General features: G+C 68.6%; 25 protein-coding genes. 10 read left to right on the top strand and 15 right to left on the bottom strand.

Translation table 11 applies throughout. The features are described 5' to 3' along the window. From MMB92_RS04270 to MMB92_RS04250, 5 genes are all read right to left on the bottom strand, one after another. The coding region (locus MMB92_RS04270; protein WP_277562546.1) for an AMP-binding protein at window positions 1-766 on the bottom strand (766 nt) is incomplete at its 3' end. Between the two features lie 194 nt (window positions 767-960). Next, entirely contained in the window at window positions 961-2,847 is a 1,887-nt protein-coding gene (locus tag MMB92_RS04265; RefSeq protein ID WP_058903484.1) for a sigma-70 family RNA polymerase sigma factor, read from the bottom strand. Then, a complete protein-coding gene (locus tag MMB92_RS04260; RefSeq protein WP_069352602.1) occupies window positions 2,831-3,145 on the bottom strand; it encodes a high-potential iron-sulfur protein in 315 nt (104 codons plus the stop codon). The genes MMB92_RS04265 and MMB92_RS04260 overlap by 17 nt, the downstream gene beginning before the upstream one ends. A 98-nt stretch (window positions 3,146-3,243) precedes the next feature. Further along, complete coding sequence (locus MMB92_RS04255; protein WP_077056642.1) at window positions 3,244-4,440, bottom strand: c-type cytochrome; 1,197 nt, start codon at window positions 4,438-4,440, stop codon at window positions 3,244-3,246. An 80-nt stretch (window positions 4,441-4,520) separates the two neighbouring features. Next, entirely contained in the window at window positions 4,521-6,242 is a 1,722-nt protein-coding gene (locus tag MMB92_RS04250; protein WP_048985152.1) for a methanol/ethanol family PQQ-dependent dehydrogenase, read from the bottom strand. Window positions 6,243-6,673: 431 nt separating this feature from the next. Between MMB92_RS04250 and MMB92_RS04245 the strand changes: the two genes are divergently transcribed. Beyond that, window positions 6,674-9,007, top strand: coding sequence for a TonB-dependent receptor (locus MMB92_RS04245; protein WP_062884946.1), 2,334 nt, complete (start codon window positions 6,674-6,676; stop codon window positions 9,005-9,007). Between the two features lie 69 nt (window positions 9,008-9,076). Here the strand turns inward: MMB92_RS04245 and MMB92_RS04240 are convergent, their stop codons facing one another. Next, the gene (locus tag MMB92_RS04240) at window positions 9,077-10,093 is read right to left on the bottom strand and encodes an alpha/beta fold hydrolase (protein ID WP_077056640.1); all 1,017 of its coding nucleotides are present in this window, start codon (window positions 10,091-10,093) and stop codon (window positions 9,077-9,079) included. Between the two features lie 305 nt (window positions 10,094-10,398). Between MMB92_RS04240 and MMB92_RS04235 the strand changes: the two genes are divergently transcribed. The 6 genes from MMB92_RS04235 (at window position 10,399) to pqqE (ending at window position 15,945) form a co-directional block, all read left to right on the top strand. After that, the gene (locus MMB92_RS04235; RefSeq protein ID WP_006498714.1) at window positions 10,399-12,429 is read left to right on the top strand and encodes a sigma-54-dependent Fis family transcriptional regulator; all 2,031 of its coding nucleotides are present in this window, start codon (window positions 10,399-10,401) and stop codon (window positions 12,427-12,429) included. Window positions 12,430-12,744: 315 nt separating this feature from the next. Then, window positions 12,745-12,819, top strand: coding sequence for a pyrroloquinoline quinone precursor peptide PqqA (gene pqqA / locus MMB92_RS04230; RefSeq protein ID WP_006485436.1), 75 nt, complete (start codon window positions 12,745-12,747; stop codon window positions 12,817-12,819). A 61-nt stretch (window positions 12,820-12,880) separates the two neighbouring features. Further along, window positions 12,881-13,804: a pyrroloquinoline quinone biosynthesis protein PqqB gene (gene pqqB, locus MMB92_RS04225; protein ID WP_048985145.1), complete on the top strand. Its 924-nt coding sequence runs from the start codon at window positions 12,881-12,883 to the stop codon at window positions 13,802-13,804. Between the two features lie 2 nt (window positions 13,805-13,806). After that, on the top strand, window positions 13,807-14,523 hold the full coding sequence (gene pqqC / locus MMB92_RS04220; protein WP_043206078.1) for a pyrroloquinoline-quinone synthase PqqC: 717 nt from the start codon (window positions 13,807-13,809) through the stop codon (window positions 14,521-14,523). After that, window positions 14,523-14,804: a pyrroloquinoline quinone biosynthesis peptide chaperone PqqD gene (pqqD, locus tag MMB92_RS04215; protein WP_006480620.1), complete on the top strand. Its 282-nt coding sequence runs from the start codon at window positions 14,523-14,525 to the stop codon at window positions 14,802-14,804. Before pqqC ends, pqqD begins: the two co-directional genes overlap by 1 nt. A gap of 1 nt (window position 14,805) precedes the next feature. Further along, a complete protein-coding gene (gene pqqE / locus MMB92_RS04210) occupies window positions 14,806-15,945 on the top strand; it encodes a pyrroloquinoline quinone biosynthesis protein PqqE (protein WP_077056638.1) in 1,140 nt (379 codons plus the stop codon). Between the two features lie 210 nt (window positions 15,946-16,155). On the opposite strand, the gene MMB92_RS04205 is transcribed toward pqqE, so the two are convergent. Next, on the bottom strand, window positions 16,156-16,494 hold the full coding sequence (locus tag MMB92_RS04205; protein ID WP_006493567.1) for a hypothetical protein: 339 nt from the start codon (window positions 16,492-16,494) through the stop codon (window positions 16,156-16,158). 78 nt (window positions 16,495-16,572) lie between these two features. On the opposite strand from MMB92_RS04205, the gene MMB92_RS04200 reads away from it, so the two are divergent. Both MMB92_RS04200 and MMB92_RS04195 read left to right on the top strand, forming a co-directional pair. Further along, the gene (locus MMB92_RS04200) at window positions 16,573-17,472 is read left to right on the top strand and encodes a hypothetical protein (RefSeq protein WP_048985141.1); all 900 of its coding nucleotides are present in this window, start codon (window positions 16,573-16,575) and stop codon (window positions 17,470-17,472) included. 207 nt (window positions 17,473-17,679) lie between these two features. Beyond that, on the top strand, window positions 17,680-17,910 hold the full coding sequence (locus MMB92_RS04195) for a hypothetical protein (RefSeq protein ID WP_048985139.1): 231 nt from the start codon (window positions 17,680-17,682) through the stop codon (window positions 17,908-17,910). A 155-nt stretch (window positions 17,911-18,065) separates the two neighbouring features. On the opposite strand, the gene MMB92_RS04190 is transcribed toward MMB92_RS04195, so the two are convergent. From MMB92_RS04190 to MMB92_RS04170, 5 genes are all read right to left on the bottom strand, one after another. Further along, window positions 18,066-18,926 carry an alpha/beta hydrolase family protein gene (locus tag MMB92_RS04190; RefSeq protein WP_006498721.1) on the bottom strand — a complete coding sequence of 287 codons (861 nt, stop codon included), beginning with the start codon at window positions 18,924-18,926 and terminating at the stop codon, window positions 18,066-18,068. 108 nt (window positions 18,927-19,034) lie between these two features. Next, a complete protein-coding gene (locus tag MMB92_RS04185; RefSeq protein WP_077056637.1) occupies window positions 19,035-19,775 on the bottom strand; it encodes an alpha/beta fold hydrolase in 741 nt (246 codons plus the stop codon). After that, entirely contained in the window at window positions 19,772-20,578 is an 807-nt protein-coding gene (locus MMB92_RS04180) for a DinB family protein (RefSeq protein WP_006498723.1), read from the bottom strand. The genes MMB92_RS04185 and MMB92_RS04180 overlap by 4 nt, the downstream gene beginning before the upstream one ends. Window positions 20,579-20,687: 109 nt before the next feature. After that, window positions 20,688-21,119, bottom strand: a complete 432-nt coding sequence (locus MMB92_RS04175) for a YciI family protein (protein ID WP_006481960.1) — start codon at window positions 21,117-21,119, stop codon at window positions 20,688-20,690. A gap of 160 nt (window positions 21,120-21,279) precedes the next feature. Further along, window positions 21,280-23,046: an ATP-binding protein gene (locus tag MMB92_RS04170; RefSeq protein ID WP_006481958.1), complete on the bottom strand. Its 1,767-nt coding sequence runs from the start codon at window positions 23,044-23,046 to the stop codon at window positions 21,280-21,282. Window positions 23,047-23,201: 155 nt separating this feature from the next. Here MMB92_RS04170 and MMB92_RS04165 point away from each other — a divergent pair, with 155 nt between their 5' ends. Then, on the top strand, window positions 23,202-23,432 hold the full coding sequence (locus MMB92_RS04165) for a hypothetical protein (protein ID WP_006481962.1): 231 nt from the start codon (window positions 23,202-23,204) through the stop codon (window positions 23,430-23,432). Here MMB92_RS04165 and MMB92_RS04160 read toward each other — a convergent pair. From MMB92_RS04160 to MMB92_RS04150, 3 genes are all read right to left on the bottom strand, one after another. After that, complete coding sequence (locus MMB92_RS04160) at window positions 23,390-23,698, bottom strand: hypothetical protein (RefSeq protein ID WP_227739687.1); 309 nt, start codon at window positions 23,696-23,698, stop codon at window positions 23,390-23,392. The genes MMB92_RS04165 and MMB92_RS04160 overlap by 43 nt on opposite strands. A gap of 48 nt (window positions 23,699-23,746) precedes the next feature. Then, the gene (locus tag MMB92_RS04155) at window positions 23,747-25,171 is read right to left on the bottom strand and encodes an MFS transporter (protein ID WP_062884942.1); all 1,425 of its coding nucleotides are present in this window, start codon (window positions 25,169-25,171) and stop codon (window positions 23,747-23,749) included. A 159-nt stretch (window positions 25,172-25,330) separates the two neighbouring features. Beyond that, a complete protein-coding gene (locus tag MMB92_RS04150; protein ID WP_006481964.1) occupies window positions 25,331-26,092 on the bottom strand; it encodes an ABC transporter permease in 762 nt (253 codons plus the stop codon).

Below are 26,092 nucleotides of genomic sequence, written 5' to 3'. Positions count from 1 at the left end.
CTGCATGCCAGTCGATCTTGCCGCCGGTGCGGCGATAGACGATCACGCTCTTGACCGCTTCGCAGCCGCCCAGCGCGATCGCCTCGTCGGCGATGCTCTTGAGCGGCAGCGTCTTGCCGCCGCGCGCCTGCTCGTCGGCGGTGATCAGCGCGACCGCGCCGACGTCGACGAGCCGCTCGTTCAGCGATTTCGCGGAGAAGCCGCCGAACACGACCGAGTGGGTCGCGCCGATGCGCGCGCAGGCCTGCATCGCGACGATGCCTTCGATCGACATCGGAATGTAGATGACGACGCGATCGCCCTTGCCGATCCCGCGTTTCTTCAGCGCATTCGCGAAGCGCGATACGCGCGCGAGGAGATCGGCATAGGTGACGCGGGTGACGGTGCCGTCGTCGGCCTCGAAGATCACCGCGACGCGCTCACCGTGGCCGGCTTCGACGTGACGGTCGAGACAGTTGTACGACGCGTTCAGCTCGCCGTCGTCGAACCAGGTGTAGAACGGCGCGTTGCGCTCGTCGAGCACCTTCGTGAACGGCTTGTGCCACGTGAGGCCTTCGCGCGCGAGACGCGCCCAGAAGCCTTCGTAATCCTGCTCGGCCTCGGCGACGAGCGCGCGATAGGCCGGCATGCCGGAAATGGCCGCCGTCTTCTCGAGCGCCGCGGGCGGCGCGAACTGACGGGTTTCGTGAAGAACCGATTCGATCTTGGACAAGCGTGTCTCCATGCGTTCATGTGATTCCTGACGGCGCTCGGGAAAACGCAACATGCGTGCCAGTCGCGTGACGGATGGATGCATGCGGCGCAAGCCGCGACAGTCCGGCGTGTCGCGCCCGCTCCCGGCTAAGCGACGGCATCGCGGACGGTAGCGCGATGCGGCGCGGCGTTCAGAAATGCAGCAGGTCGTGTTGCAGTCCTGAGCAGTTGAGGCGAGCCGGCAGGTGATCGTCCGGCACCGCCGCGTCAGGCGAGCAACGAGCGAAGTGCCGGTGCGTGCCTGAATTGCCGGATGCGTTCGAGCGCCGATACCTCGAGCTGACGAACGCGTTCGGCCGACAGGTTCAGTTGCCGGCCGATCTCGCGCAGCGAATACTCGTTGTCGACGTCGATGCCGTACCGCAGGCGCAGAATCCACGCTTCGCGTACCGGCAGGCTGTCGATCAGCTCGGCAACCGCCGCGCGCAACTGACCGGCGCTCGCGGCTTCTTCCGGCGTCGGCGCGTCGGCGTCGATCGTGACGTCGCACAACGTGAGGTCGTGATCGGGCGAAACCGGCAGGTCGGCAGAGATCGGCTCGCGCACGATGCTCATCAGCTCGCGGACCTTGTCGACCGGCAGTCGCATCTGCGGGGAGAGCGCTCGTGCGTCGGCGACGTCGCCGGTCCGTTGCCGATGGATGCGCGCGAGCCGTGACAGCTTGTTGAGCGAATCGACCGTATGTGCGGGCACGCGGATCGTGCGCCCCAGATCGGCGAGCGCATGCGTGATCGCCTGCCGGATCCACCACGTCGCATACGTCGAGAATTTGAAGCCGCGCCGGTGATCGTAGCGATCGACGGCCTTCATCAGGCCGATATTGCCTTCCTGGATCAGATCGGCGAACGGCAGGCCGCGGTCGGCATAGCGTTTGGCGACCGACATGACGAGCCGCAGATTGCTCTGGAACAGCTTCGTTCTCGCGGGCTGCATCGCGCGCTCGATCCGCGAGAGCCGCGCATCGAGCGCAATCGCGATGTCGAGCGGCAACGGAGACTGCGCCGCGAGGCGAGCGAGCGCGCCGCGCGCGTCGATCAGCGCCGGCGCGTGGCGGGCTAGGGTGGCGGCGCAGTCGGGATGCGCGGCGCTGCATGTGTGCAGCCATGCGCGTACGTCGTCGCACGGCGCGAAGAGTTCGTGGCGCGCGGCATCGAGCGGGATGCCCGTGGCGACCAGCGTGTCGACGAGCCGTTTTTCGAGCGTGCGCGCCTGAGTCGCGCGCTCGCCGTTCGCTTGCCTGATACGCTCGATCGCGCGCGAGGTGAAGCGGATGCGGCCGGTCGACGCGGCCGCCTCGCGCAGCAGCGCCCGGTAAGCGGTGGACGCGAAGCCGTCCGCGTGCAATGCGTGTTGCATCGCCGATACCGGTGCACCGGCGCGTTCGAGTGCTTCGACGACCGTATCGCGCCATGCGGGGCTGTCGAGGGCAAGGCCTGCGTCGTCGTCGGGCGCGGGTGAGGCCATGCTTGGATCGTCGGGTAACGTCGTCGGCGCACTTGCGGCCGATTCGGCATCGCCGGCAAACCCCGTCACGTAAACCGACGCCGCCACCTTGCCGGCGCGGATGTCGTTCGCGATCGCCGCGACGGCGGCGAGTGCCGCCGGATCGCGGCTCAACGCGTCGATGCATGCCGCGCGGCCGCTTTCCAGACGAACCGCGAGCGCGATCTCTTCGTCGCGTTCGAGCAGCGGCGTCGCGCTCATTTCCCGCAGATAGAGCCGAATCGGGTCGTTGGTCCGGCCCGCGAGCAGATCGTCGGCCGCGAGCGGCGTCGATGCGTCGGCGAGCGGCGACGCGACTTCCGTCACTTGCGCGAAATGACGGTCGAGCGTCCATGCGGTGTGCGCGCCGGCATGCTCGCGTACGTCGATGCCGAGCTCACGCAGCATCGACGCGGCGGCGTCCACATCCGCGCCGTCGGCCGCGTCGTCGGGCAACGCATCGGCGATTTCGCCGTGCGTCACATAGCCGCGATCGATGCCCAGCGCGATCAGCGCATGCAGATGCGCGGCGCGGTCGGCGTGGGCGCCGCGACACGGCGACGGCGCGCCGTCGCGTTCGCGAGCGGGCCCGGCGTCAAGCGAGCTTGGCATAGACGTTGCACCAGCCTTCCGCGGCAACCGTCTTGCCCGCGAACATCGGGCACGTCCCGGAGGATTCGCCCGCGGCGGCCTTGTAGAAGCGGCAGTTCGCACACGTCTGGCCGGCCTGGTACTTCGGGAACTTGCCGGCGTCGACGGTCGTCGCCTTGGCGCGGTAGCCGAGCGTCTTCGCCGTCGCGTCGTTTTCGTCGACGGACGGAGCGGCGGCGAATGCGCGCGTGCCGGCCGCGAGCGCGGCGCACAGGCCGGCGGCCTGCACGAAGAAGGTTCTGCGATGACGGGAGATCATGATGCGGTCCTGAATGAAATGAACGGAAAAAGCCCGGCCCGCGCGCCCGGCATGTTGCCCGGCGCGGCGGTCGATCGAAACGAAAGCGGGTGGAGCGGTTACTTGCGCGGCCCGGCGATCAGCGGCGCCTTCGACGCGTTGGCGATCTCGGTGGTCAGCTTGCTCTTCGACGCGTCGTAGCCGTTCGAATAAAGCAGGAACGCCATCAGATCCTCGTATTCCTGTGCGGTCATCTTGCCGGGGCGATCGGCCGGCATGTTGCTCGACATGTACAGGAAGATGCCGCCGACCGTGATGTGCGACTTGCCTTCGGGCGCGAACGATTCCCCGCTCAGCGCGGGTGCGGTATTGCCCTCGAGCTGGTCGCCGTGGCATTTCGCGCACGCATCGCCGTAGAGCTTCTTGCCGTGCTGCACCTGAGCCTGGTCGAACGACGGGACGCCGCTGCCTTCGCTCGTCGACACCTTGATGAAGCCGGGCCGCTGCGCGGACGCGATCGCGCCGTCGAGAAACCGGCCGGGCACGCGCGAGGCGGCGGCTTGCGCGATGCCGTCGGGCAGCGTCCAGCCGCGCGTGAGCGACGCGAGGCGGCCGTTGCCGCTCAGTTGCGACAGCGTGGCGTCGATGCGCTTTTGCAGCGCGTCCTTGCCCGGCCCGAACGCGAACGACAGTTGCCAGTCGGAGTACGGCGACGACGTCGCCGCCACCTGGAACCGTTGTTTCGGATGCGCACGCTCGTACGCGACGACGCTCGGATACCAGACGATCGCGCGTTGCGCGCGGCCCGCGGCGAGCGCGCCGATCGTTTTCTCGCTCGTGTTCTCGAGGTCGAAGCGGGCATTCGTCTGCTGCGCGGCGATCAGCTGCGACGGGCTGCCGTAAGTGGCCGCGATCGTTTCCTTCGCGCCGGACGGCGCGGGCGCATCGCGCAGCGACACGCTGACGTAGCCGGAGCGCAGATAGCCCTGCGAGAACGTCATCTTCGATCCCGACGCATCGGCGATGGCCGAACGCGGGAAGCCGGCGATCACGTCGCAGTCGCGTTCGAGCGATTTCGTCAGTTCGCTGGCGGAGATGCCGTCGTCGTCGCCGTTGTCGTCGACGCCACGTGTGTTGAAGGTCGCGGCGATGCCCGCGATGCGGAACACTTCGCGCGCGACGGCGCGATCGAGCGTGGTGGTCGGGCTGCCAGGCAGCGTGCAGATGCGCACGCCGGCCGATGCGGTTGCCGGTGTCAGCGCCACGCCCACGGCGAGCAGACTGGCGACGGCAACGGAAGTGAGACGAGTATTCATGGTCGTGTTTCCGGTTGAAGCGGGTGGGGCGTCGCGCCCGCATCGGGCGCATGCGGGCGCGACTCGGGCGTGGCGCCGGGTCAGTTGAGCGCGAACACGTAGAGCGTGCCGCCGCGCGGAACGTCCTTCGCGATGTCGGCCATCGGGCCGCCCCAGATCGGGTTCGCGCCGCCGTAGCCGGCGAGCACCGCGACATACTCCTTGCCGTCGACCTCGTACACCGACGGCTGCGAAATGATGCCGCTCGCCAGTTGCGGGCTTTCCCACAGCACCTTGCCGGTCGCCGTGTCGAACGCGTACAGGTGGCCGTCGAGCGAGCCGCTGAACGCGAGACCGCTCGCCGTGGTCGCGACGCCGCCGTTCCACGGTTTCTTCGACCAGTGGCTCCACAGCTTCTTGCCGGTGTTCACGTCGATGGCCGTCAGCTCGCCGTAGCCTTCGCTGCCCGGTTCGGGCTTGATCTCGAAGCCTTCGCCGAGGTACGGCAGGCCTTCCATGTAGCTGACCGACTTGCCCGTCAGGCTCATGCACGCATGCAGCGCCGGCACGACCGCGATGTTGCGTTCCTGGTCGTACGAGATCGACCACCAGTTCTTGCCGCCGAGGAAGCTCGGGCACGTCTCGATCGTCGTGCCGGCCTTCGGGAACTTCGACGCGTCCTGGATCGGCTTGCCGTCTTCCGTGTAGCCGGTGACCGACAATGCCTTCACGAACGGCGTCGCGTAGATCAGCTTGCCGGTCGTGCGGTCGATCGCGTGGAAGAAGCCGTTGCGGTCGGCGTGAATGATCGCGTCGTAGTCCTTGCCCTTGTACTTGATGTCCGCGAGGACGGCTGCGTTCACGCCGTCGTAGTCCCACGTGTCGTTGTTCGTGTACTGGTAGTGCCACTTCAGGTTGCCGCTCTTCGCATCGAGCGCGAGCAGCGAGTCGGAATACAGGTTGTCGCCCGGGCGCAGCGCCGCGAGCCACGGGCCGGGGTTGCCGACCCCCCAGTACAGCGTGCGCGACGCGGCGTCGTACGTGCCCGTGAGCCACGCGGCGCCGCCGCCATGGCTCTGCATCCCGTCGGGCCAGGTTTCCGCGCCCTTTTCGCCGGCGGCGGGGATCGTGTAGCGTTTCCAGACCTGCGAGCCGTCCTCCGGATTCAGCGCCGCGATGTAGCCGCGAATCCCGTATTCGCCGCCGGACGTGCCGACGACGATCGCGCCGTCGATCGCGAGCGGCGCGAGCGAAAACGCGTAGCCGAGGCCCGGCTCGAACATCTGCTTCTTCCACACGAGATTGCCGGTCTGCGCGTCGAGCGCCGCGACTTCGCCGTTCAGCATCGCGATGTAGACGTTCTTGCCGTACAGCGCGACGCCGCGGTTGACGACGTCGCAGCACGCGGTCTTGAACGAGGCCGCGCCGAGCTTCGGCTCGTATTTCCACAACTGCTTGCCCGTCTTCGCATCGAATGCGTAGACGTTGTCCTTCGGCGTCGTCACGAACAGATAGTTGCCGTTGACGATCGGCGTGGCCTCGAAGCCCTGCTTCAGGTCGGCGGGGAACTTGTACGCCCACACCTGCTTGAGATCCTTCGCGTTCGACGCGTCGATCTGCTTGAGCGGAGAATGCGAGCGGCCGTCGTAGGTGCGGTAGTAGGTCAGCCAGCCCGGGTCGCCGTGTGCATCGGTCAGGCGCTGGTAGGTCACGGCCGGGTAGTCCGCGGCCGCTTCGACGAGGCCGGGGTTCAGCGCGACGGCGGCCGCCACCGCGATTCCGATCGTCGCCAGCCGGCTCGCTGAAGCCGAGAGTTTCTTCATGGTTGTCTCCTGGGTCATTGTGGTCGCACCGCCGCGAACGTTGCGTCGCGCCGGCACGGTTGGGGTTTCCGGGCCGAGTGCCCTGCCCGTTACGCAAGTCGCATGCCATCGCGGCCGGAAGCCGGTACGGTGCGGCACACCGGCGCATCGCAGGCGATGCGTCGAGCGACGGCGTGCGCGGCGAGGTCGACGCAGGTGTTGCATTCAGGTACACCGTCGCGCGTGAAGTGTTGCCAAACATGACAGGTGGCGCAGTCGGCCGGACAGCGGCGCGCCGGTCGCGCGCATCGCGTACCCAGGTGATGCGCGGCGCGGCGTGCACCGCTCGTGCTCGCGGTGCTGGCACGGTTCTCGCACGCCGGCTTCGCGACAACCCGTCGCCGTGCGGTGCATCGCACGCGCCGGCGGCATAAAAGTGCGGAGACAACGGAATGATCAGGAGACCAAAGGCCGCCGGGTGGTACGGCGCGATGCGGCATGGCCGGCGTGCGCGATGCGTTGGCGTGACCGTTGGCACGTTGGCGCTGTTCGGCTTGCCGCCCGGCAGCGTGCGCGCGCAGCAGCCGGCGGACGGCGGCACGATCGCGCCGGCCGAGCCGCCGGCCGTCGTGCTGCCCGCGGTCGTCGTCGTCGGCACGACGCCGCTGCCCGGGATCGGCACGCCGCTGTCGAAGGTGCCGGCGAACGTGCAGACGGTGCGCGCGGCGGAACTCGACGCGCAGCACCGCGCGACGCTCGCCGATTTCTTCGCCGCGAACCTGCCGAGCGTGACGATCTCGGACGCACAGGGCAACCCGTATCAGGCGGACGTCAACTATCGCGGCTTCACCGCGTCGCCGCTGCTCGGCACGCCGCAGGGGGTGTCGGTGTTCGTCGACGGCGTGCGCGTGAACGAGCCGTTCGGCGACGTCGTGAACTGGGACATCCTGCCCATGCAGGCGATCGACCGCGTGCAGCTGATTCCGGGCTCCAACCCGGTGTACGGGCTCAACACGCTCGGCGGTGCGCTCGCGATCACGACGAAGAACGGCAGGTCGAACCCGGGCGGCGAAGCGGAGGTGTCGGGCGGCTCATGGGGCCGCAAGACCGCCAGCGTCGAGCAGGGCGGCACGATCGGCTCGAACCTCGACTACTACGCGACCGCGAACGTCGCGAACGACGGCGGCTGGGCCGACCACAACGCGAGCCGTGTGCGGCAGGCGTTCGGCAAGCTGCGCTACACCGATGCGGACACGACGCTGTCGATTGCCGCGGGCGGCGCGGACAACACGCTGTCCGGCACCCAGACGATCCCGCGCTCGTTCCTCGACAACCGGAAGCAGGCGTATACGTATCCGGACCGGAACCGCAACAGCGCCGGCTACCTGACACTGTCGGGCGAGCGATTTTTCGGCGAGCACGTCGAGCTGAGCGGCAACGCGTACTACCGGCACCTGCGCAACACCAACACGAGCAGCAACAACAATACGGATTACGGATCGGTGGACGAGGACGGCGCGATCGATACGGTGCAGGGCAGCAACGCGCAATCGACGATCGTCACCGACAGCTACGGCGGCAGCGTGCAACTCACGCTGCTCGGCAAGCTCGGCGGGATGGCGAACCGGCTGGTCGCGGGCGTCTCGGCCGATGTCGCGAATTCGAGCTACGTCGCGTCGTCGCAGGATGCATCGTTTACCGATGCGCGCGCGGCGATCGGCATCGGCGATTTCGTTCCGCAGACCAGCGCGAAGACGCGCAATGCGAACGTCGGTGTGTACCTGAGCGATGCGCTGTCGCTGACGCCGCACTGGACGCTGACGCTGTCGGGCCGCTACGACTGGTCGAAAGCGCGGATCGGCGACGAGAGCGGCGTGCAACCGCTGCTCGACGGCAGCCATGTGTTCTCGCGCTTCAACCCGGCTGTCGGACTCAACTGGAACCCGGTGCCGGGCTTGACCGCCTATGCGACGTACAACGAAGGCATGCGTTCGCCGACCGCGATCGAGCTCGCGTGCGCGGACCCGGCCGCGCCGTGTTCGCTGCCGAACGACTTCATCGCCGACCCGCCGCTCGAGCCGGTGATCTCGAAGACGTTCGAGGCCGGCATGCGCGGCCGCATCGGCGCGGCGACGACCTGGAGCGCCGCGGCCTACCGCACGACGCTGACCGACGATATCCAGTTCATCAGCAGCCCGGCCAGCGCACAGGGCTACTTCCGCAACGTCGGCGATACGCGGCGGCAGGGTATCGAGCTCGCCGGCCGCACGCGGGTCGGCCCGCTCGGTGTCGGGTTGTCGTACAGCTATGTCGACGCAACCTACCGATCGTCGTGGACCGAACACAGCCCGGCGAATTCGACGGCCGACGCGAACGGCAACGTGACGGTCAAGCCGGGCGACCGCATCCCCGGCATTCCCGCGCATACGGTGAAACTGCGGCTCGACTACGCGGCGACGCCCGCGTGGGACATCGGCGCGAACGTGACCTGGCGCGGCGGCGTGTATGCACGCGGCGACGAGAACAACGGGGACGTGAACGGCCGGCTTGCCGGCTACGTGCTGGTCGATCTCGACATGCGTTACCGGATCACGAAGCGGTTCGAGGTGTTCGCGAGCGTGACGAACCTGCTCGACAAGCGCTACGCGAGCTTCGGCGCACTCGGCCAGAATTTCTTCAACGGGCCGAACCATACATTCGACGGCGCCCGTCCGGTGAACGAACAGTTCGTCGGGCCGGGCGCGCCGCGCGGTGCGTGGGTCGGCGTGCGCTATGCGTGGGATTGAGCGGCGCACGATCGCGTGTGGCGCGCTTGCGTGTGTCGTCGCGTCATGACAGGAACGAGCGCGGGGCCGTCACGTGAGCGGCACCGTCGCGAACATCGCATTGACGGCGCGTGCGACGCTGCGCGCCAATGCCGGGTCGCTTGCCAGATGCCCGGCCTGCACGCGTTCGATTTCCGCTTCGGGTGTGGCCCGCGCGAGACGTTCGACGTTGCCGACCGGGCACACGGGATCGTGCCTCCCGTGCGCGGCGAACAGCGGCACGCCGGCTTGCGCGGCGCGTCGCGCGAGCGCGAGCACGCGGCGCTCGCCCAGCCAGCAGTCATGTTGCAGGTAGTGCGCTTGAACCCGGTATTTGTCGATCAGACGGCCGACGGTCTGGTTCGAACGGATCGTGCGGGCGGGCGAGCGGCGCGTTCGCACTGATGCGAGGATCGCGCTTTCGTATGCGTGCCACGCGAGCGCCACTGCGCGCTGGCGGGCTGTGTTCGCGCCGGGGCGCAGCCCGGCAGCGCAGCGCGACAGCAGGCGATCCGGCCGGCCGCCGCCGGCCGCTGCATGCAGGCGCCGCCACTCGCGCGGCGCACGCGTGCGGGACGTCATGAAGAGTCCGCGGATTTCGCGTCGCGACGTCAGGAACAGGCCGCGCAGCACGACGCCCGAGACCCGCGCCGGATGCGTGCCCGCATATGCGAGCGCGAGCGCCGCGCCCCACGATCCGCCGACGACTCCCCAGCGTGCAATGCCGAGCTGCTCGCGCACCGCCTCCAGATCCGCGATCAGCCGGGCGGTGGTGTTGTGGCGCGTGCCGCCGCGCGGCCCCGACGCACCCGCGCCGCGCTGGTCGACGAGCACGACGCGCAAGCGGCTGAGGTCGAACAGCCGCAGGATGCCGGCCTGGCTGCCGCTGCCGGGGCCGCCGTGCAGCACGACGACCGGGTGGCCCTGCACGGCGCCGGCCACGGCGAAGGCGATCGATTGCGCGTCGCGGTGCAGGTGCCGGCGCGCGGGCGTGGCCGATGACGCTGGGGTATCGGGCAAGGCCCGCGGCGCGGGCGATGGCGTGGATCGAGTCGGGCGACGCGTCATGTCGATAGGGTACGAGAGGGGGGAGTCATCGGCGGCGTGGCGGTGGCCGGGCTTGCCCTGCGACAAAGCGAGAAGCGAGCCAGAAACGCGTCAGCCGCGAAGATCCGGATTCGCACGGGTAGTCACGCGTCGGGAAATCACGGTATCACGAAGGCCTGGCCGTCGCGCGACGCGACACGCTCTGCCCGGACGATTCATTACATCGAGCTTTCAATGTATGCCGCGGCGCCGGTGTGGCCCGATGCTTGCTTGCAACGACGGCAAAGAGTCCGGCAGTTGACCGGAAGGATCCCCCGGAGGAGACAATGCGCGATGACGTAGAGCAGGCGGCCGGATCACGGGCCGCGCATCCCGCTGGCTGGCCCGCGCCGTCGATCCAGAAGGCCCACGAGCGCTCGGAGACGTTCGGCCTGCAGGTATCGGCACGGCCCGACTACGACGTGCTGTCGAACGCGGCACTGGTGCTCAAGCGCGAGCAGAGCCGGGTGCTGTGCGTGCACGCGATGCCGGTGATGGAGACGCTGCACGAGCAGATCGTCAACACGCAGAGCATGATCGTGCTGACCGATGCGGAAGGGCTGATCCTGCATTCGATCGGCGACGACGATTTCCTGCGCCGCGCGGAGAAGGTCGCGCTGCGTCCCGGCGCGAACTGGGCGGAGAGTCGCCAGGGCACCAACGCGATCGGCACGGCGCTGGCCGAGCTGTGTCCGATGGTCGTCCACGGCGACCAGCACTTCCTGGCCGCGAACCGCTTCCTGACCTGTTCGAGCGTGCCGATCCTGGATCCGTACGGCGACGCGATCGGCGTGCTCGATGTGACGGGCGACCACCGCAGCTATCACCAGCACACGATGGCGCTCGCGAAGATGTCGGTGCAGATGATCGAGAATCATCTGTTTACGACGACCTTTCAGGAAACGCTGCAGGTGTCGTTCCATGGCCGCCCGGAGTTCCTCGGCACGCTGATGGAGGGGATCGTCGCGTTCACGGCCGACGGCCGCTTCCTGTCGGCCAATCGCAGCGCGCAGTTCCAGCTCGGCATGCCGCTCGCCGCGCTGCGCGCGCACACGCTGTCGTCGCTGTTCGACGTCACCAGCGCGCAGCTGATCGACCGCATGCGCGCGAGCACTGACCGGCACCTGATGCTGAATCTCGGCAACGGCGCGGTGGTCTGCGCGCGCGTGCACTTTCGCCGCGCGACGCTCGCCGAAGGCAGCCGGCCGACCGACGTGCACGACGCGGCGGCGCCGGCCGCGCGCGCGAACGCGGTGCCCGCGCCGGCGGCGGGCACGTCGGCCGGCTTGTCGCGGCTCAACTATCTCGACACCGGCGATGCGCAGGTCGCGTGCGTGATCGCGAAGGTGCGCAAGGTGATCGGCAAGGACATCCCGATCCTGATCACCGGCGAGACCGGCACCGGCAAGGAGCTGCTCGCGCAGGCGATCCACAACGACTCGCCGCGGCGCGACGCGCCGTTCGTCGCGGTCAACTGCGCATCGATTCCGGAGACGCTGATCGAGTCCGAGCTGTTCGGTTACGAGGAAGGCGCGTTCACCGGCGCGCGCCGCAAGGGCGCGATCGGCAAGCTGCTGCAGGCGAACGGCGGCACGCTGTTCCTCGACGAGATCGGCGACATGCCGTATCCGCTGCAGGTGCGGCTGCTGCGCGTGCTGCAGGAGCGCCTCGTCAACCCGCTCGGGTCGACGAAGACGATCGCCGTGGACATCGCGATCATCTGCGCGACGCACCGCGATTTGCGCGACATGATCGCGCAGAACCGTTTTCGCGAGGATCTCTACTACCGGCTGAACGGCCTCGTGGTGCGCCTGCCGCCGTTGCGCGACCGCACCGATCTCGCGGTCGTCGTGCAGAAGATGCTGCAGCGGGAAGCGTTCGCGGGGCCGGGCCGGCCGCCGCTGTCGGTCGCGCCGGACGTGATGGAGTTGTTCGTGCGCTGCACGTGGCCGGGCAACTTCCGCCAGCTCGGCAACCTGCTGCGCACGGCGGCCGCGATGGTCGACGACGACGGCGAAATCCGCCGCGAGCACCTGCCGGACGACTTCTTCGACGACCTGCGGCGCGGTGATGCGCAGCCCGTGCAGGCGGCGCCCGATTCGCTTGCCGCGGCGAGCGCCGGGCCTGGCGTCGCGGACGCGTTGCCGCTCGCCGACGCGCGCCTGCAGGACGTCGCCGCGTCCGCGATCGCCGCCGCGCTCGCGCGTCATGGCGGCAACGTGTCCGCCGCGGCGCGCGCGCTCGGCGTGTCGCGCAACACGATCTACCGGAAGATGCCGGCCGCCGACGCGGGACGCCATCCGTCGGAAGAGAGCTGACGCGCGGCCGTCGCGCCGTGCGCGACCTGTCACAGCCGGTGTGTCAAGTTGCAACACCGGTGTTCAACGATTCAACACCTGTCACCACTCGCGGACATCGCGTCGCCGGGGTGGCGGACCGCATTCGCGCGAATCGTGTCGGCGATTCGTAAGGTTTCCGCGCCGATGCCCGGACGACGGCCGTCTACCGCCGCGGCGCCGCCGAAATACCGCTTCGGCACGCTCCTTGCTGAAGAGGAACCGACCGCTCGATTGCCGCGGTCGTTCGATTCATCCGGCAACACATCAACTCATCAACTCAACAGGAGACACACCATGCAGTGGACGACACCGTCTTACACCGACCTGCGCTTCGGCTTCGAAATCACGATGTACATCGCCAACCGCTGATCGCCGTGCGTGCCGCCCGTTTCGCCGTGGTCGGCGCGGGCGGCCTCGGGAGCTGACGCCCATGAAGATCAAGATACTCGGCTCGGGAGCCGGCGGCGGGCTGCCGCAATGGAACTGCAATTGCGCGAACTGCCGCCGTGCACGCAGCGGAAGCGGCCACGTGCTGCCGCGCACGCAGTCGTCGATCGCGGTCAGCGACGACGGCATCGACTGGGTCCTCGTCAATGCGTCGCCCGACATTCTTTCCCAGTTGCGCGCGGACCCGGACCTGCAACCGGCACGCGCGATCCGCGACAGCGGCATCGCCGCCGTCGTGCTGTGCGACGCGCAGATCGATCACGTGACGGGCCTGCTGATGCTGCGCGAGCGCTCGACGCCGCTGCCGCTCTACGCGAGCGCGCCGGTGCTCGACGACCTGTCGACCGGCTTGCCGCTCGTGCCGCTGCTCGGCCATTACTGCGGCGTCGCCGCGCATACGATCGCGCCCGGCGAGCCGTTCGCGGTGCCGGCGGCGAGCGGGATCCGGTTCACCGCGATCGCGGTCGACAGCAAGCCGCCGCCTTATTCGCCGCGGCGTGCGTCGGCCGCACCCGGCGACAACATCGCGCTGTCGATCGAGGACGTCGCGAGCGGGCGGCGCGCGTTCTATGCGCCGGGGCTCGCGTCGGTCACCGACGACGTACGCGCGGCCATGGACGGCGCCGATCTCGTGCTGGTGGACGGCACGTTCTGGACCGGGACCGAGATGATCGATCTCGGCCTGTCGCACAAGCATGCGGCCGACATGGGGCATCTCGCGCAGTGCGCGGAACACGGGCAGCCCGGCATGATCGACTGGCTCGACACGCTGCCTGCGCGAACGCGCAAGGTGCTCACGCACATCAACAACACGAACCCGATTCTCGATCCGCATTCCGTCGAGCACGCGCACCTGCGCGCGCACGGCATCGACGTCGCGCACGACGGCATGCAATTCCAGGTCTGACGATGAACGCACCGATCCCCGCTACGGCGTTGCACGCGACGCCCTGGACCGCGACCGAATTCGAGGCGCGCCTGCGTGCGCTCGAATCGCGCTATCACATCCATCATCCGTTCAACCGGCGGCTCAACAGCGGCGCCTGTTCGCCCGCGCAGATCCGCGGCTGGGTCGCGAACCGCTTCTACTACCAGATCTGCATTCCGCTCAAGGACGCGGCGATTCTGTCGAACTGTCCCGATCGCGACACGCGGCGCCGCTGGATCCAGCGGCTGATCGACCACGACGGGCAGGGCGACAACGCAGGCGGCATCGAGGCGTGGGTGCGGCTCGGCGAAGCGTGCGGCCTGACGCGCGACGAACTGTGGTCGCTCGAACACGTGCTGCCCGGCGTGCGTTTCGCGGTGGACGCGTACGTGAACTTCGCGCGGCGCGCGCCGTGGCAGGAAGCCGTGTGCTCGTCGCTGACCGAGATGTTCGCGCCGCAGATCCATCTCGACCGGCTCGCCGGCTGGCCGTCGCATTACCCGTGGATCGAGCCGGCCGGGCTGCATTACTTCCGCAGCCGCGTGCCGCTCGCGCAGCGCGACGTCGAGCATGGGCTCGCGGTCACGCTCGCGCATTTCACGACACCGGACGCGCAGCAGCGCGCGCTCGGCATTCTGCAATTCAAGCTCGACATCCTGTGGTCGATGCTCGACGCCGTCGAAAAGGCCTACCCGTGATGAACGCGATCGAAGCCGCCAGCGGCGTGCCGCTGCGCCCCTGCCTCAGGGGCATGTACCGCCTGCAATGGGAGGCGGCCCAGGATGCGTACGTGCTGCTCTATCCGGAGGGCATGGTCAAGCTCAACCCGAGCGCGGGCGAGATCCTCGCGCGCTGCGACGGCACGCGCGAACTGGACGACATCATCGGCGAGCTCGAGCGCCTGTTCATGCAGTCGGATCTCGCGACCGACGTCTACCGTTTCCTCGATCATGCGCGACTGCGCGGCTGGCTGGACTGACATGACGCCCGACACCCCCCGTCCGTCCGCGCCGCTGTGGCTGCTCGCGGAACTCACGTACCGCTGCCCGCTGCACTGCGCGTTCTGCTACAACCCGGTCGACTTCGCGACGCACGGCGCGGAACTCGACACCGACGCGTGGCGCACGGTCATCAGCGACGCGCGCGCGCTCGGCGCCGCGCAAATCGGCTTCTCGGGCGGCGAGCCGCTGCAGCGCGGCGACCTCGAGACGCTCGTCGCGCATGCGCGCGGGCTCGGCTTCTATACGAACCTGATTACGTCGGGCATCGGGCTGAACGTCGCGCGCATCGAGCGGCTCAAGGCCGCCGGGCTCGACCACATCCAGTTGTCGCTGCAGGATTCGACGCGCGAGCTGAACGATTTCCTGACCAGCACGCGCACGTTCGAACGCAAGCGCGACGTGGCGCGACTGATCAAGGCGCACGGCTATCCGATGGTGCTCAACTGCGTGCTGCATCGCTACAACCTGCCGCACGTGGGGCAGATCATCGAGATGGCGCTCGATCTCGGCGCCGACTACCTGGAACTCGCGAACACGCAGTACTACGGCTGGGCGATGCTCAATCGCGACCAGTTGATGCCGACCGTCGAGCAGGTGCGCGAGGCCGAGGATACGGTCAACCGCTATCGCAAGCTGATCGGCGAGCGCTGCAAGATCCTGTTCGTCGTGCCCGACTATTTCGAGCGCCGCCCGAAGGCCTGCATGAACGGCTGGGGCTCGGTGTTCCTCGGTGTGGCGCCGGACGGCACCGCGCTGCCGTGCCATGCCGCGCGGTCGCTGCCGGGGCTCGCGTTGCCGAACGTGCGCGACCGGTCGCTGCGGGAAATCTGGTACGACAGCGACGCGTTCAACGCGTTTCGCGGCGACGACTGGATGCGCGAGCCGTGTCGGACGTGCGACGAGCGGCATGCGGATCACGGCGGTTGCCGGTGTCAGGCGTACCTGCTGGCCGGCGATCCGAACGACGCCGATCCGGTGTGCGCGAAATCCGCCCATCACGGCCAGGTCGAACAGGCCGTGCAGTTCGCGCGCCGGCGCGCGCCGCGCGACGAACGGCCGCTGGTTTTTCGCAGCAAGGAGAATTCGCTCGCGCAATGCGGCGTGACGTGCGACGGTTGACGGGGCACGGCCGGGACGACGGCAGGCCGCGTCGTCGCCGCGCGTGTCGCTGCCGCCGGCAGTGGCTATCCGCGCTTCGATGCGGTGCTGCGCGATGCGTGGCTCACGCGCCGCTGCGCCACGCATGTAGAAAACGGCGCGCCGTCGCCGATCCGGGCGCGCGTGCCGATCACGTTCAATCTCGATGAATGACGGGGCCCGTCGCCGCCATTACCCGTCATCCGCCTTCGCCTGCAAATCCTTCAGCCCCTGAATCACGACCAGCAGCGCGCGCCCGTGCTCGTCCGAGCCGTCCCACGCGTCGACGATCGCGTCGCGCAGCAGGTCGTTGTACCGGCGGCGCGACGGCTCCGTGTCGACACCGTAGAAACTGCATAGCTTGTTGAATGGCGCGCTGCGGCGCAGCCGGCGCCCGTTCGACAGCCGAAGGCGCGACACGGTGGGCTGGCTGACCCCGGAAAGTCGCGCGATTTCGCTGGACGAGCGTGTATCTGCCAGCAGGCGGCGCAACAGGTCTTGAACGGGAAAATCTTGGTCCGGGGCTTCCATGCGATGCATTATACCTATACAGTTACGGCTGATGAATGGGCTTGCTGTCACCAGCGAGGCTGTATCCCGAGAAAGTTGATGACACTGAAACACCTCCCTCCCACGTTCTGCTGGACCAAGATCGGTACCGAGTCCGGCGAGGAACTGCCGACCGTCGTGCTCCGCAAGGAATGGGAGCGCCGGCTCGGGGGCGGGCGTTTTCTGTGGGGCATCAACCAGCCGCTCGGCAGCAGCGCGCAAGTCGCCGCGCATCGCACGGGTTCGCTGCTCGCGCTGTTTTCGCCGGTCGCGTCGCGTCCGCGCGCGGGCGAGCGCAAGGACGCGCTGCTGTGGAATGCTTGGGTCGACGCAAGCGGCCAGGTGCGGCCGTTGCCGCCGCATACGTTCATCGCCAGCCGCTCGACGTTGCCGTCGGGCCGGCGTCGCGAGCAGCACTACGCACTCGTGTGCGCGTCGTCCACCGCGCTGACGGTCGGCACGCAGTTGCGCGTGTTTCCCGACCACCTGCGCAGCGTGAGCACCGGCAAGCCGCTGGGCGCCGCGCAAGGGGCGGCCGTGGTCGACTGCATCGGGCGGGCGAAGGAGCAGACGGGCAAGAGCTATCCGCTCGCGCTGTCGGTCGAGCTCGAAGCACCGTATTTCGTGCGGCTCGCGCAGCCGTGCGTGCTGAAGGCGCGCGATCTCGCGGAAGTGAACAAGGCCACGCGCGCGGGCGATTTCGATCGCTTCGTCGAGCTGGTCGCGCGCTTGCGCGGCCGTTCGCCGACGGAAGCCGTGCGCGGCGTCACGCGCGATCTGTTCGACGTGCCGCCGCTCGAAACGGCGGCCGCGTATGTGCCGCCCACCCACGTCGCGCGCCTGCGCAACCGGCCGGCGGCCGAGCATCCGCGCGATCTCACCGGCGATCTGTTCGACCTGTCGCCGGGCGAGGCGGCCGCGTTCGCGGGGCTGGCGCATCCGCGCGTCGGGCGCGCGTGACGCCACGCGCGTAGCCGTTCGCGCAAGAATTTGTTGCAATCTCGCCGTAGCGGATCGGCGAGCGCGGAGGGACAATCGGCACGAAGCGCGCGGTGCGGCGGCCGATGCGTCGACACGCGACGGGCCGTGGTTCACGCCGCCGACATGCGTACCACGCACACTGAGCGTCGGCGTGCTTCACACTGCAATCCTGAGGGAGGAGTGTCGATGTCGACCCACATCTGTTCGCCGGAAGCACGGGCCGCACAACGCTTCGTCGAAGCGACGCGCAACGTCGATCAGGCGTTTCGCGCGGTGCGCGGCGAAAGCGACGACGACGGCTCGTCGACCGAATACGCACGCGCGATGTCGCGTCTCGATCGCGCGCTCGACGAGCTGGCGCGTGCACAGGAATTCTTCGATCGCGTCGTCGGCGCGGACACCGCGCACGACAACTGACCGGCTCGCCGCTTTCGTTTGCCGCGCGCGTCGGGCGACGCGCGTTCATCTTCTTGCCGGGCGCGCTGCGCGGCATGCCGGTTCGTCATCCCGTTTCGACTTTCGACGTCAGGCTTTGCCGTCTCGGGCGGTAGCCGCGCCTCGGCCCGCGCGCGTCATGCCCGGCGCGGCGGGCGTGGCACGAACGCGTAGCCGCGATGCTGGAACGACGTCGCGAAGAACCGCATCTGATAGCGGATCGCGTTCGCCCAGTAGTCCCACGTATGGCCGCCTGGCCGCTCCGCATAGTCGTGCGGCACGCCGAGCGCGACGAGCCGTTCGTGCAGTGTGCGGTTCGAGCCGACGAAGGCATCGTCGCGGCCGCAATCGATCGTCAGGTCGAGATGCGCGCGCACGAATGACCGCGCGCTTTCGACGATCACGTTGCGGTTCCAGAATGACGGATGGCGGTCGGGATCGCCGAACACGTGGGCGATCCCCGGCTCCTCCGTGCAGCAGCGCGGATCGACCGCGCCGCTGATGCTGCCGACCGCGCCGAAGGTGTCGGGCCGGTCGAGCGCGATGCGCAGCGCGCCGAAGCCGCCCATGCTGAGCCCGGTGATCGCGCGCGCGTGCTGGGTCGCGATCGTGCGGAAATGCAGGTCGACGTAGGACACGACTTCGTCGCCGATGAAGGTCTCGTAGCGGCTGCCCGAATCGAACGGGCTGTCGATGTACCAGCTTTCATGTCCGCCGTCGGGCATCACGAGGATCACGCGGTAGCGGTCGGCCAGCGCGGCGATGTGCGTGTTCGACGTCCAGTCGGTATGGTCGCCGCCCGAGCCGTGCAGCAGATACACGACGGGGTAGCGTTCGCCGTGGTTGTCGCGCGCGTAATCGTCGGGCAGCACGATGGTGGCCTTGAGCGTCTCGCTCATCGCGGCGCTCGGGATCGCGACGACCCGCGCATGGAATGCGAACGCAGGGGGCGTGACGGCGAGCAGCAGAAGCAGCCAGAAGGTACGTGCCAGGCGCATCGATCCTTGCATGTGTCGACCCAGTCCGGCCGGATGCCGGGAAAACCCTGTTGCGACGACTCTAGCAACCGCGCCTTTCAACCATATTTCGGCGAATCCTACGGGTTGTCAGGCGGCCGGCTTGCATACGATGCGCGCGAGGGCGGCGCGCAACGCATCGGGCCGCTCGGCCGCGATCAGGTGGCCGCAGCCGGCGATCGTGTCGAAGCCGGCGCAGCGGGCGAGCGCGTATTCGGGCACGTGCCAGTCCGCGCGCGAGCGTTCGCCGGCGATCAGCCAGACCGGATGACGCTCGAACACTTGCGCGAGCGCCGGCAGGTAACCCGCGTCGCCGGTCGTCTCGACCACCGAGCGGCCCATCGCGCGCAGCGTCGATGCCGGCTGATGCGCGAGCCAGCGGCGTGCGTCGTCGAGCTGACTCGGCGACGGTGCGTTGATCGCGCCGCGCAGCCAGTCGAGCGGCGCCGCGCGCAGGCCGTCGAGCATCGCGTCGGCTTCGTCGGGCGTCATGCGCCCGACCGATGCGGACCAGAACGCATCGTCGAGCGTGAAATTGCCTTCGACGTTGACGATGCGCCGCACGCGTTCGGGGTGCGCATGCGCGAACAGCATCCCGATCGCGCCGCCGACCGAATGGCCGACGACATCGACCGGCTGCATGCCGACGTGCATCTCGACGGTTTGCCGCACGTGCTCGACCTGTGCGGCAAGCGAGATCGCGTCGGGCGGCGTGGCGCGATGCGCGCCGTAGCCGAGCAGGTCGGGGCACAGATGCGGGCCGTGCCATCCGCGCACGTCGAACGTGCCGATGAAGCCGTGAATGAAGACGACGGGCGTGGGCTGGATCATGCGGCGTGTGCGGAAGGAAGCGGCGGCAATTCGAGTTCGGCGAGCAGTTCGTCGAGCTCGAGCAGGTGCGTGCGGTCGTGGTCGAGCAACTCGCGCACGAGTTCGTCGAGCGACATCCGGCGAATGCCGTCGCGCAGCCCGCAGCGTGCGAGTTGCGATGGGTCCAGCGCGGCCGCGGTGGCGCACAGCGCGGCGCGGCCGCTGCGGAACGCCGCGACGGCGAGATCGAGCGGCTGCGCGAGATAGTCGCGTTGCGCGGCGAGCGCGGTGCCGTCGACGGATTCGATCACGGGCAGCTCGGCCGTGCGCACGGCGTCGATGCGTGCGGCGAACACCGCATCGAGATCGCGCAGGTGGCACGCATGTTCGACGAGCGAGAAGCCGGTGCCGGCCGGGCGGCGCGTGGCCAGCGCCGCCGGTACATGCGCGGCACGGGCGGCGAGCCGGGCGGGCATGCGGGCCAGCGCGGCGACGACGTCGGCGAACGGCAGCCGCTGCGGGTGCGCGGCGAACACCGCGCCGTAGCTGAACAGCGCGCCGCCGAGCCGCCCGCGCGCCTGCACGACCTCATGGCCGTGGCGACGCATCACGTCGGCGACCATTGCGCCGCAGAACTGGCGGGCCGTCGTGTCGGCTTCGACTTCGGGGAATTTGCGTGCGATCTCGTCCTGGATCGCGCCGATCGCGGCGACGCCGACGCGCGACAGCGCCGCGAACTCGAGATAGCGCTCGGGCTGCTCGATCAGCGCTTCGAGCTGGGCGCCGAGCGCGGTCGAGCGGAAACGGTCGAAACGGGAATGCATGACGAAGCCCTGCCGAGTAACGTGACAAAACGATACGTTACTCGGCAGGGCTTCGTCAACGGGCTCGTCCGGGCGCGTGCGAGATTCGCGTGCGCCGCCCGCTTGCGGTTCAGGACTTCTGCCGGGCGTCGACCTCCGCACGCATCCGCGCCTCCTGCTCCTGCAACTCCGGCGTGAATGCGTCGCCGAAATCTTCCGCCTCGAACAGCGGGCGGATCTCGATGTCGGAGTCGCCGGGCATCGGGTTCGGGCAGCGCTTCACCCATTCGACCGCTTCTTCCATCGATTTCACTTGCCACAGCCAGTAGCCGGCGACGAGTTCCTTCGTTTCGGCGAACGGGCCGTCGATGACGGCGCGGCTCTTGCCGGAAAAGTGCACGCGTTTGCCGTGGCTGCTCGGGCGCAACCCGTCGGCGGCGAGCAGGATGCCGGCTTTCACGAGTTCTTCATTGAAGCGGCCCATTTCGGCCATGATTTCGGTGTCGGGCATTTGGCCGGATTCCGAATCGGCGGTGGCTTTGACGATGACCATGACGCGCATTGTCGTATCTCCTTGAACGTGAATAGGACGTTTGCCGACGGTGCGACGGCAAAACGATCGGTTACGACAACACGACGCGCGACGGCGACGCGAATCGACATCGCGGGTAAAAAAATTCAGCGGCGATCGGAATGGCGAGGGGCGCCGTGTCGGCAATGCGTCAGGCCGCGTCGGCCTGCGCATCGAGCACGCTGCGGATCCGCGCGGCGAGTTCGTCGCGCCGGTAAGGTTTGCCAAGCAGCATCACGCCGGGGTCGAGCCGCCCCGCATGGAAGATCTCGTCGCGTGTGTAGCCCGAGGTGAACAGCACCGGCAACGGCGGCTTGCGCAGCGCGGCGCGGCGTCCGAGTTCGCCGCCCTTCACGCGGCCCGGCATGATCACGTCGGTAAACAGCAGATCGATCGGCGTCTCGCTGTCGAGCACGCGCAGCGCGGCTTCGCCGTCGGACGCCGTGATGACCTTGTAGCCGAGCTGCGCGAGCATGTCGACCACCGTCAGCCGGACATCCGCATCGTCCTCGACGACGAGGATCGTTTCGCGGCCGCGCATCGCGTCGTGCTGCGGCGTGCGGGCAGGCTCGTCGGCCGCCTCGTGGCAGCGCGGAAACGTGAGGCGCACGGTGGTGCCCTGGCCGGGCGTGCTGTCGATCGACACGTGGCCGCCGCTCTGCTTGACGAAGCCGAACACCATGCTGAGCCCGAGCCCGGTGCCTTCGCCGTCCGGCTTGGTCGTGAAGAAGGGTTCGAAGACGCGTTCGAGCACGTCGGCCGTCATGCCGACACCCGTGTCGGCGATCTCGAACGTCACGTATTCGCCGGGCGGCATCGGCGCGCGGCGCGTGCCGGCCGCGGGGCCGGGCTGCGTGCTGTTGTATGCGGCGATCGTCAGCGTGCCGCCGCCGCGCATCGCATCGCGCGCGTTGATCGCGAGGTTCAGCAGTGCGTTTTCGAGCTGGTGCCGGTCGGCGAGTACGTTGCCCACGTCGGGCGACAGCGCGGGGACGATTCGCACCGCTTCGCCGAGCGCGTGGTGCAGCATCTCGTGCATGCCGTCGATCAGCCGGCACGGGTTCAGCGTGGTCGGCGCAAGCGGCTGGCGTCGCGCGAACGCGAGCAGGTGCGACGCCAGTTGCGCGCCGCGCCGCACGGCGTTGTTCGCGTTCTCGATCCGTGGCTGCGCGCTCGCATGCGCGCCGAGTTCGACGGAGAGGATCTGCAGGTTGCCGCTGATCACCTGCAGCACGTTGTTGAAGTCGTGCGCGATGCCGCCGGTCAGGCTGCCGATCGCTTCCATCTTCTGCGCGTGACGCAACTGTTCCTCGATCGCCGCGCGCTCGGCGATCGCGTCGGTCACGCGCTGTTCGAGCGTTTCGGTCAGGTTGCGCAGCTCGGCATTGGATGCCTGCAGCGCCGCTTCCGCGCGATCGCGATGGCGCGTGGCGAGCACGCGCTCGGTGGTCTCGACGACGACGGCGAGCACGCCGCCCGGCGCGCCGTCGTCGTCGGGCAGCGGGCTGTAGTGCAGATCCATCCACACGTCTTCGGGTCGGCCGCTGCGCAGCAGCACGAGCGCCTTGTCGCGATAGGACAGCGTGCCGCCGGCGAGACAGGTGTTCATCACGTTGCGGTTGAAATCGGCGACTTCGGGCCAGCCGAGTTCGACCGGCTGGCCGAGCAGATACGGATGGCGGCCGCCGGCGAACCCGGCATACGCGTCGTTGTAGATCATGTAGCCGGGGCGGCCCCACAGCATCACCAGCGGCAGCGGCGAGGCAAGCACGGCGCGGACTGCCGCGACGAGGCTGGCGGACCAGCCGTCGATCGGGCCCAGCCCGGTGGCCGACCAGTCGAATGCGGTAATGCGTCGGGCCATGTCGCCCTGCCAGCCGGGGCAAGCGTGATGCTGCGCGAACAACTCGACATGCATGGAAGCGCTCCGATGAGGACATGCGGCCGCGGGCGGTGCGGCAGGTCGCGTAAGCGTGGTCCATTTTAGAGCAGATCGATCCGCGCGGCCGCTGTCACGGAGCGCCTCGGCAAAACTGGTATGCTGGTCCACACCACGTTTACGCGGAGGGCGCCATGGCTGCTAAGGAAGTCTCGAAGAAGAAGTACCTGAAGATCCTGAACAAACGCCTGCGTGCGGAGCCGGCGGCCCCGGCCGGCGCGTCGTTCGTCTTTTTCCCGCTGGGTGCGAAGGCCAAGCACGCGACGGGCGTCGTGTCCGGCGACGCGCGCAGCAAGCGCGAACTGGCGGTGATGGCCGCAGTTCAGCGCAAGGCGGCCGAAGAGTTCATCGTCGCCGGCGCCTGACCGGCCCCGGCCCCGGCCGTCGCGCCGCCGGAAGACCGCCGCCGCGGCTTACGCGGCGCGGCTTCGCGATGAGCGAGCGCGCCGGCGAGCACGCGCGGGATGTCGTGCGCGATCACCGGGCCGTGCATCGGCAGGGCGATGTCGAGATCGAGCGCGTGGATCCAGCGCGCTCGCCAGGTGCGTGAGCGACGGCAGGTAGGCCGAGCGTGCGATCGAATCGACGATCGCCGGCAGCGGTCGTCCGTTTCCTCGTCGCCGAAACGCATCAGGATGTCCGACGACAGCAGCAGCGTGTACGCGGGCCAGCCCGGTGATCAGGACGCCTTGTCCGCCGCCGTCGCCGGATACCGGCCGCTGCCGCCCGCGTCGTCGCCTGCCGCCAGTTGCTCCAGCGCGAGGCCCTTCGTCTCGATTCCCAGTGTCCACACGGCGATGGCCGCCGCGACGAACGACAGCGCGCCGAGCGTGAACACGCCGCCCTGGCCGAACACCGGCAACACGACGCCGACCACGTAAGGCCCGATCAGCGAACCGACGCGACCGATCGCCGACGCGAAGCCCGAACCGGTCGCGCGTGCGCCGGTGCCGTACAGCTCGGGCGTGTACGTGTACAGCGCCGCCCACATCCCGAACAGGAAGAACTGCATCGCGAGGCCCGTGACGATCAGCAGCGTCGTGCTGCCGCCGTACAGCGCGCTCTGGCCGTATGCGTACGCCATCGCACCGCCGCCGATCAGCGATGCGATGCAGGTCGGCTTGCGGCCCCAGCGTTCGACGAGCCACGCGGCGCACAGGAAGCCCGGCACGCCGCCGAGCGAGATCAGCACCGTGTAGAACACCGATTTCGTGACTTCGAAGCCGGCCTGCTGCAGCAGCGCGCCGAGCCACGACGTGAGGCCGTAGAAGCCGAGCAGCGCGAAGAACCACAGCAGCCACACCATCACCGTGCGGCGACGGTACACGCCGCTCCAGATCTCGCGCAGCGCGCCGCGACCGCGTGCGGCGGCCGGCTCGGCGAGCCGCGACGGCGGCGGCAGCGTCGTGACGCCGGCCGAGCGCATCACCTTCGCCTCGATCGAGTGCATCACCGTGTCGGCTTCCGCGTGCCGGCCCGCATGTTCGAGCCAGCGCGGCGATTCCGGCACGATGCGGCGTACGACGAGCACGAACACGGCCGGAATCGCGAGCAGCGCGAACACGGTGCGCCAGCCGAACTGCGGCAGCACGAAATACGCGACGATGCCGGCCGTGATGAAGCCGAGCGGCCAGAAGCCGTCCATCAGCGCGATCAGGCGGCCGCGTTTCTCGGTCGGCACGAATTCGGACAGCAGCGTCTGCGCGACCGGAAACTCCATCCCCATCCCGATGCCGAGCAACACGCGATAGACGATCAACGCGTCGACGCTCTGCGCGGTCGAGCACAGGTACGACGCGGCGCCCCACAGCACCATGCTCCACTGGAACACCGGCCGACGGCCGAAACGGTCGGCGAGCAGGCCGGCGACGGCCGCGCCGAGCACCATCCCGAAGAAGCTCGCGCTCGCGACGAGGCCGGCGGCCGCGGTCGACAGCCCGAACTCCTTGCGAATCGAGCCGAGCACGAACGTCATCGTGCCGAGGTCGACCGAATCGAAGAAGAACGCGATCGCGATGATGAAGAAGATGCGCTTGTGATAGCCGGAGAACGGCAGGCGTTCGAGCCGGGCGGCGGCGGAGGCGGGAGCGGTGGCGGCGGGCATGGCGTCCTCTGAAATGAAAAAGGGGCCGCGCAGCGCATGCTCGAGGGCCCCGATGCTTCGTATTCAGTAGACGCGACCACAAACTGCCGCATCGGAGGAAAAGCGCCGCCCGCTTGCCGAAATGCGTCATCGGCGGGCGGCGCGCGACGCCCGCTCGCGTCAGTTCTTCAGCTTGTAGCCGGTGCGGAACATCCACGCGACGATCGCGAGCAGGATCACGAGGAACAGCGCGGTCGCGGCGAGGCTGATCCACACGTGCACGTCGGCGATCCCGTAGAACGACCAGCGAAAGCCGCTGATCAGGTAGACGATCGGGTTGAACAGCGTGACCACGCGCCACGCTGGCGGCAGCATGTCGACCGAGTAGAAGCTGCCGCCCAAGAAGGTGAGCGGCGTGATGATCAGCAGCGGCACGAGCTGCAGTTTCTCGAAGCTGTCGGCCCAGATGCCGATCACGAAGCCGAACAGGCTGAACGTGACGGCCGTCAGCACCAGGAACAGCACCATCCAGAACGGATGCAGGATGTGCAGCGGCACGAACAGGCCGGCCGTGGCGAGGATGATCACGCCGAGCAGGATCGACTTCGATGCGGCCGCGCCGACGTACGCGATCACGATCTCCCAGTACGACACGGGCGCGGACAGGATCTCGTAGATCGTGCCGGTGAAGCGCGGGAAGTAGATGCCGAACGACGCGTTCGAGATGCTCTGCGACAGCAGCGACAGCATCACGAGGCCCGGCACGATGAACGACCCGTAGCCGATGCCGTTCACGTCGCTGATGCGCGAGCCGATCGCGGAGCCGAACACGACGAAATACAGCGACGTCGAGATCACCGGCGCGATGATGCTCTGCATCAGCGTGCGGCGCGTGCGGGCCATTTCTGCGCGGTAGATCGCGCGGATTCCATGCCAGTTCAT

This window comes from Burkholderia sp. IO2 (genome assembly GCF_029522185.1).
Lineage (GTDB): Bacteria > Pseudomonadota > Gammaproteobacteria > Burkholderiales > Burkholderiaceae > Burkholderia > Burkholderia cenocepacia.
This window is presented reverse-complemented; position numbering and strand designations above follow the sequence as displayed.

Excerpts from the sequence above, each read along its gene's own strand:
- MMB92_RS04265 (WP_058903484.1), bottom strand. The coding sequence starts at position 2,847 with ATGCCAAGCTCGCTTGACGCCGGGCCCGCTCGCGAACGCGACGGCGCG.
- MMB92_RS04260 (WP_069352602.1), bottom strand. The coding sequence starts at position 3,145 with ATGATCTCCCGTCATCGCAGAACCTTCTTCGTGCAGGCCGCCGGCCTG.
- MMB92_RS04255 (WP_077056642.1), bottom strand. The coding sequence starts at position 4,440 with ATGAATACTCGTCTCACTTCCGTTGCCGTCGCCAGTCTGCTCGCCGTG.
- MMB92_RS04250 (WP_048985152.1), bottom strand. The coding sequence starts at position 6,242 with ATGAAGAAACTCTCGGCTTCAGCGAGCCGGCTGGCGACGATCGGAATC.
- MMB92_RS04245 (WP_062884946.1), top strand. The coding sequence starts at position 6,674 with ATGATCAGGAGACCAAAGGCCGCCGGGTGGTACGGCGCGATGCGGCAT.
- MMB92_RS04240 (WP_077056640.1), bottom strand. The coding sequence starts at position 10,093 with ATGACGCGTCGCCCGACTCGATCCACGCCATCGCCCGCGCCGCGGGCC.
- MMB92_RS04235 (WP_006498714.1), top strand. The coding sequence starts at position 10,399 with ATGCGCGATGACGTAGAGCAGGCGGCCGGATCACGGGCCGCGCATCCC.
- pqqB (WP_048985145.1), top strand. The coding sequence starts at position 12,881 with ATGAAGATCAAGATACTCGGCTCGGGAGCCGGCGGCGGGCTGCCGCAA.
- pqqC (WP_043206078.1), top strand. The coding sequence starts at position 13,807 with ATGAACGCACCGATCCCCGCTACGGCGTTGCACGCGACGCCCTGGACC.
- pqqD (WP_006480620.1), top strand. The coding sequence starts at position 14,523 with ATGAACGCGATCGAAGCCGCCAGCGGCGTGCCGCTGCGCCCCTGCCTC.
- pqqE (WP_077056638.1), top strand. The coding sequence starts at position 14,806 with ATGACGCCCGACACCCCCCGTCCGTCCGCGCCGCTGTGGCTGCTCGCG.
- MMB92_RS04205 (WP_006493567.1), bottom strand. The coding sequence starts at position 16,494 with ATGGAAGCCCCGGACCAAGATTTTCCCGTTCAAGACCTGTTGCGCCGC.
- MMB92_RS04200 (WP_048985141.1), top strand. The coding sequence starts at position 16,573 with ATGACACTGAAACACCTCCCTCCCACGTTCTGCTGGACCAAGATCGGT.
- MMB92_RS04195 (WP_048985139.1), top strand. The coding sequence starts at position 17,680 with ATGTCGACCCACATCTGTTCGCCGGAAGCACGGGCCGCACAACGCTTC.
- MMB92_RS04190 (WP_006498721.1), bottom strand. The coding sequence starts at position 18,926 with ATGCGCCTGGCACGTACCTTCTGGCTGCTTCTGCTGCTCGCCGTCACG.
- MMB92_RS04185 (WP_077056637.1), bottom strand. The coding sequence starts at position 19,775 with ATGATCCAGCCCACGCCCGTCGTCTTCATTCACGGCTTCATCGGCACG.
- MMB92_RS04180 (WP_006498723.1), bottom strand. The coding sequence starts at position 20,578 with ATGCATTCCCGTTTCGACCGTTTCCGCTCGACCGCGCTCGGCGCCCAG.
- MMB92_RS04175 (WP_006481960.1), bottom strand. The coding sequence starts at position 21,119 with ATGCGCGTCATGGTCATCGTCAAAGCCACCGCCGATTCGGAATCCGGC.
- MMB92_RS04170 (WP_006481958.1), bottom strand. The coding sequence starts at position 23,046 with ATGCATGTCGAGTTGTTCGCGCAGCATCACGCTTGCCCCGGCTGGCAG.
- MMB92_RS04165 (WP_006481962.1), top strand. The coding sequence starts at position 23,202 with ATGGCTGCTAAGGAAGTCTCGAAGAAGAAGTACCTGAAGATCCTGAAC.
- MMB92_RS04160 (WP_227739687.1), bottom strand. The coding sequence starts at position 23,698 with ATGCGTTTCGGCGACGAGGAAACGGACGACCGCTGCCGGCGATCGTCG.
- MMB92_RS04155 (WP_062884942.1), bottom strand. The coding sequence starts at position 25,171 with ATGCCCGCCGCCACCGCTCCCGCCTCCGCCGCCGCCCGGCTCGAACGC.
- MMB92_RS04150 (WP_006481964.1), bottom strand. The coding sequence starts at position 26,092 with ATGAACTGGCATGGAATCCGCGCGATCTACCGCGCAGAAATGGCCCGC.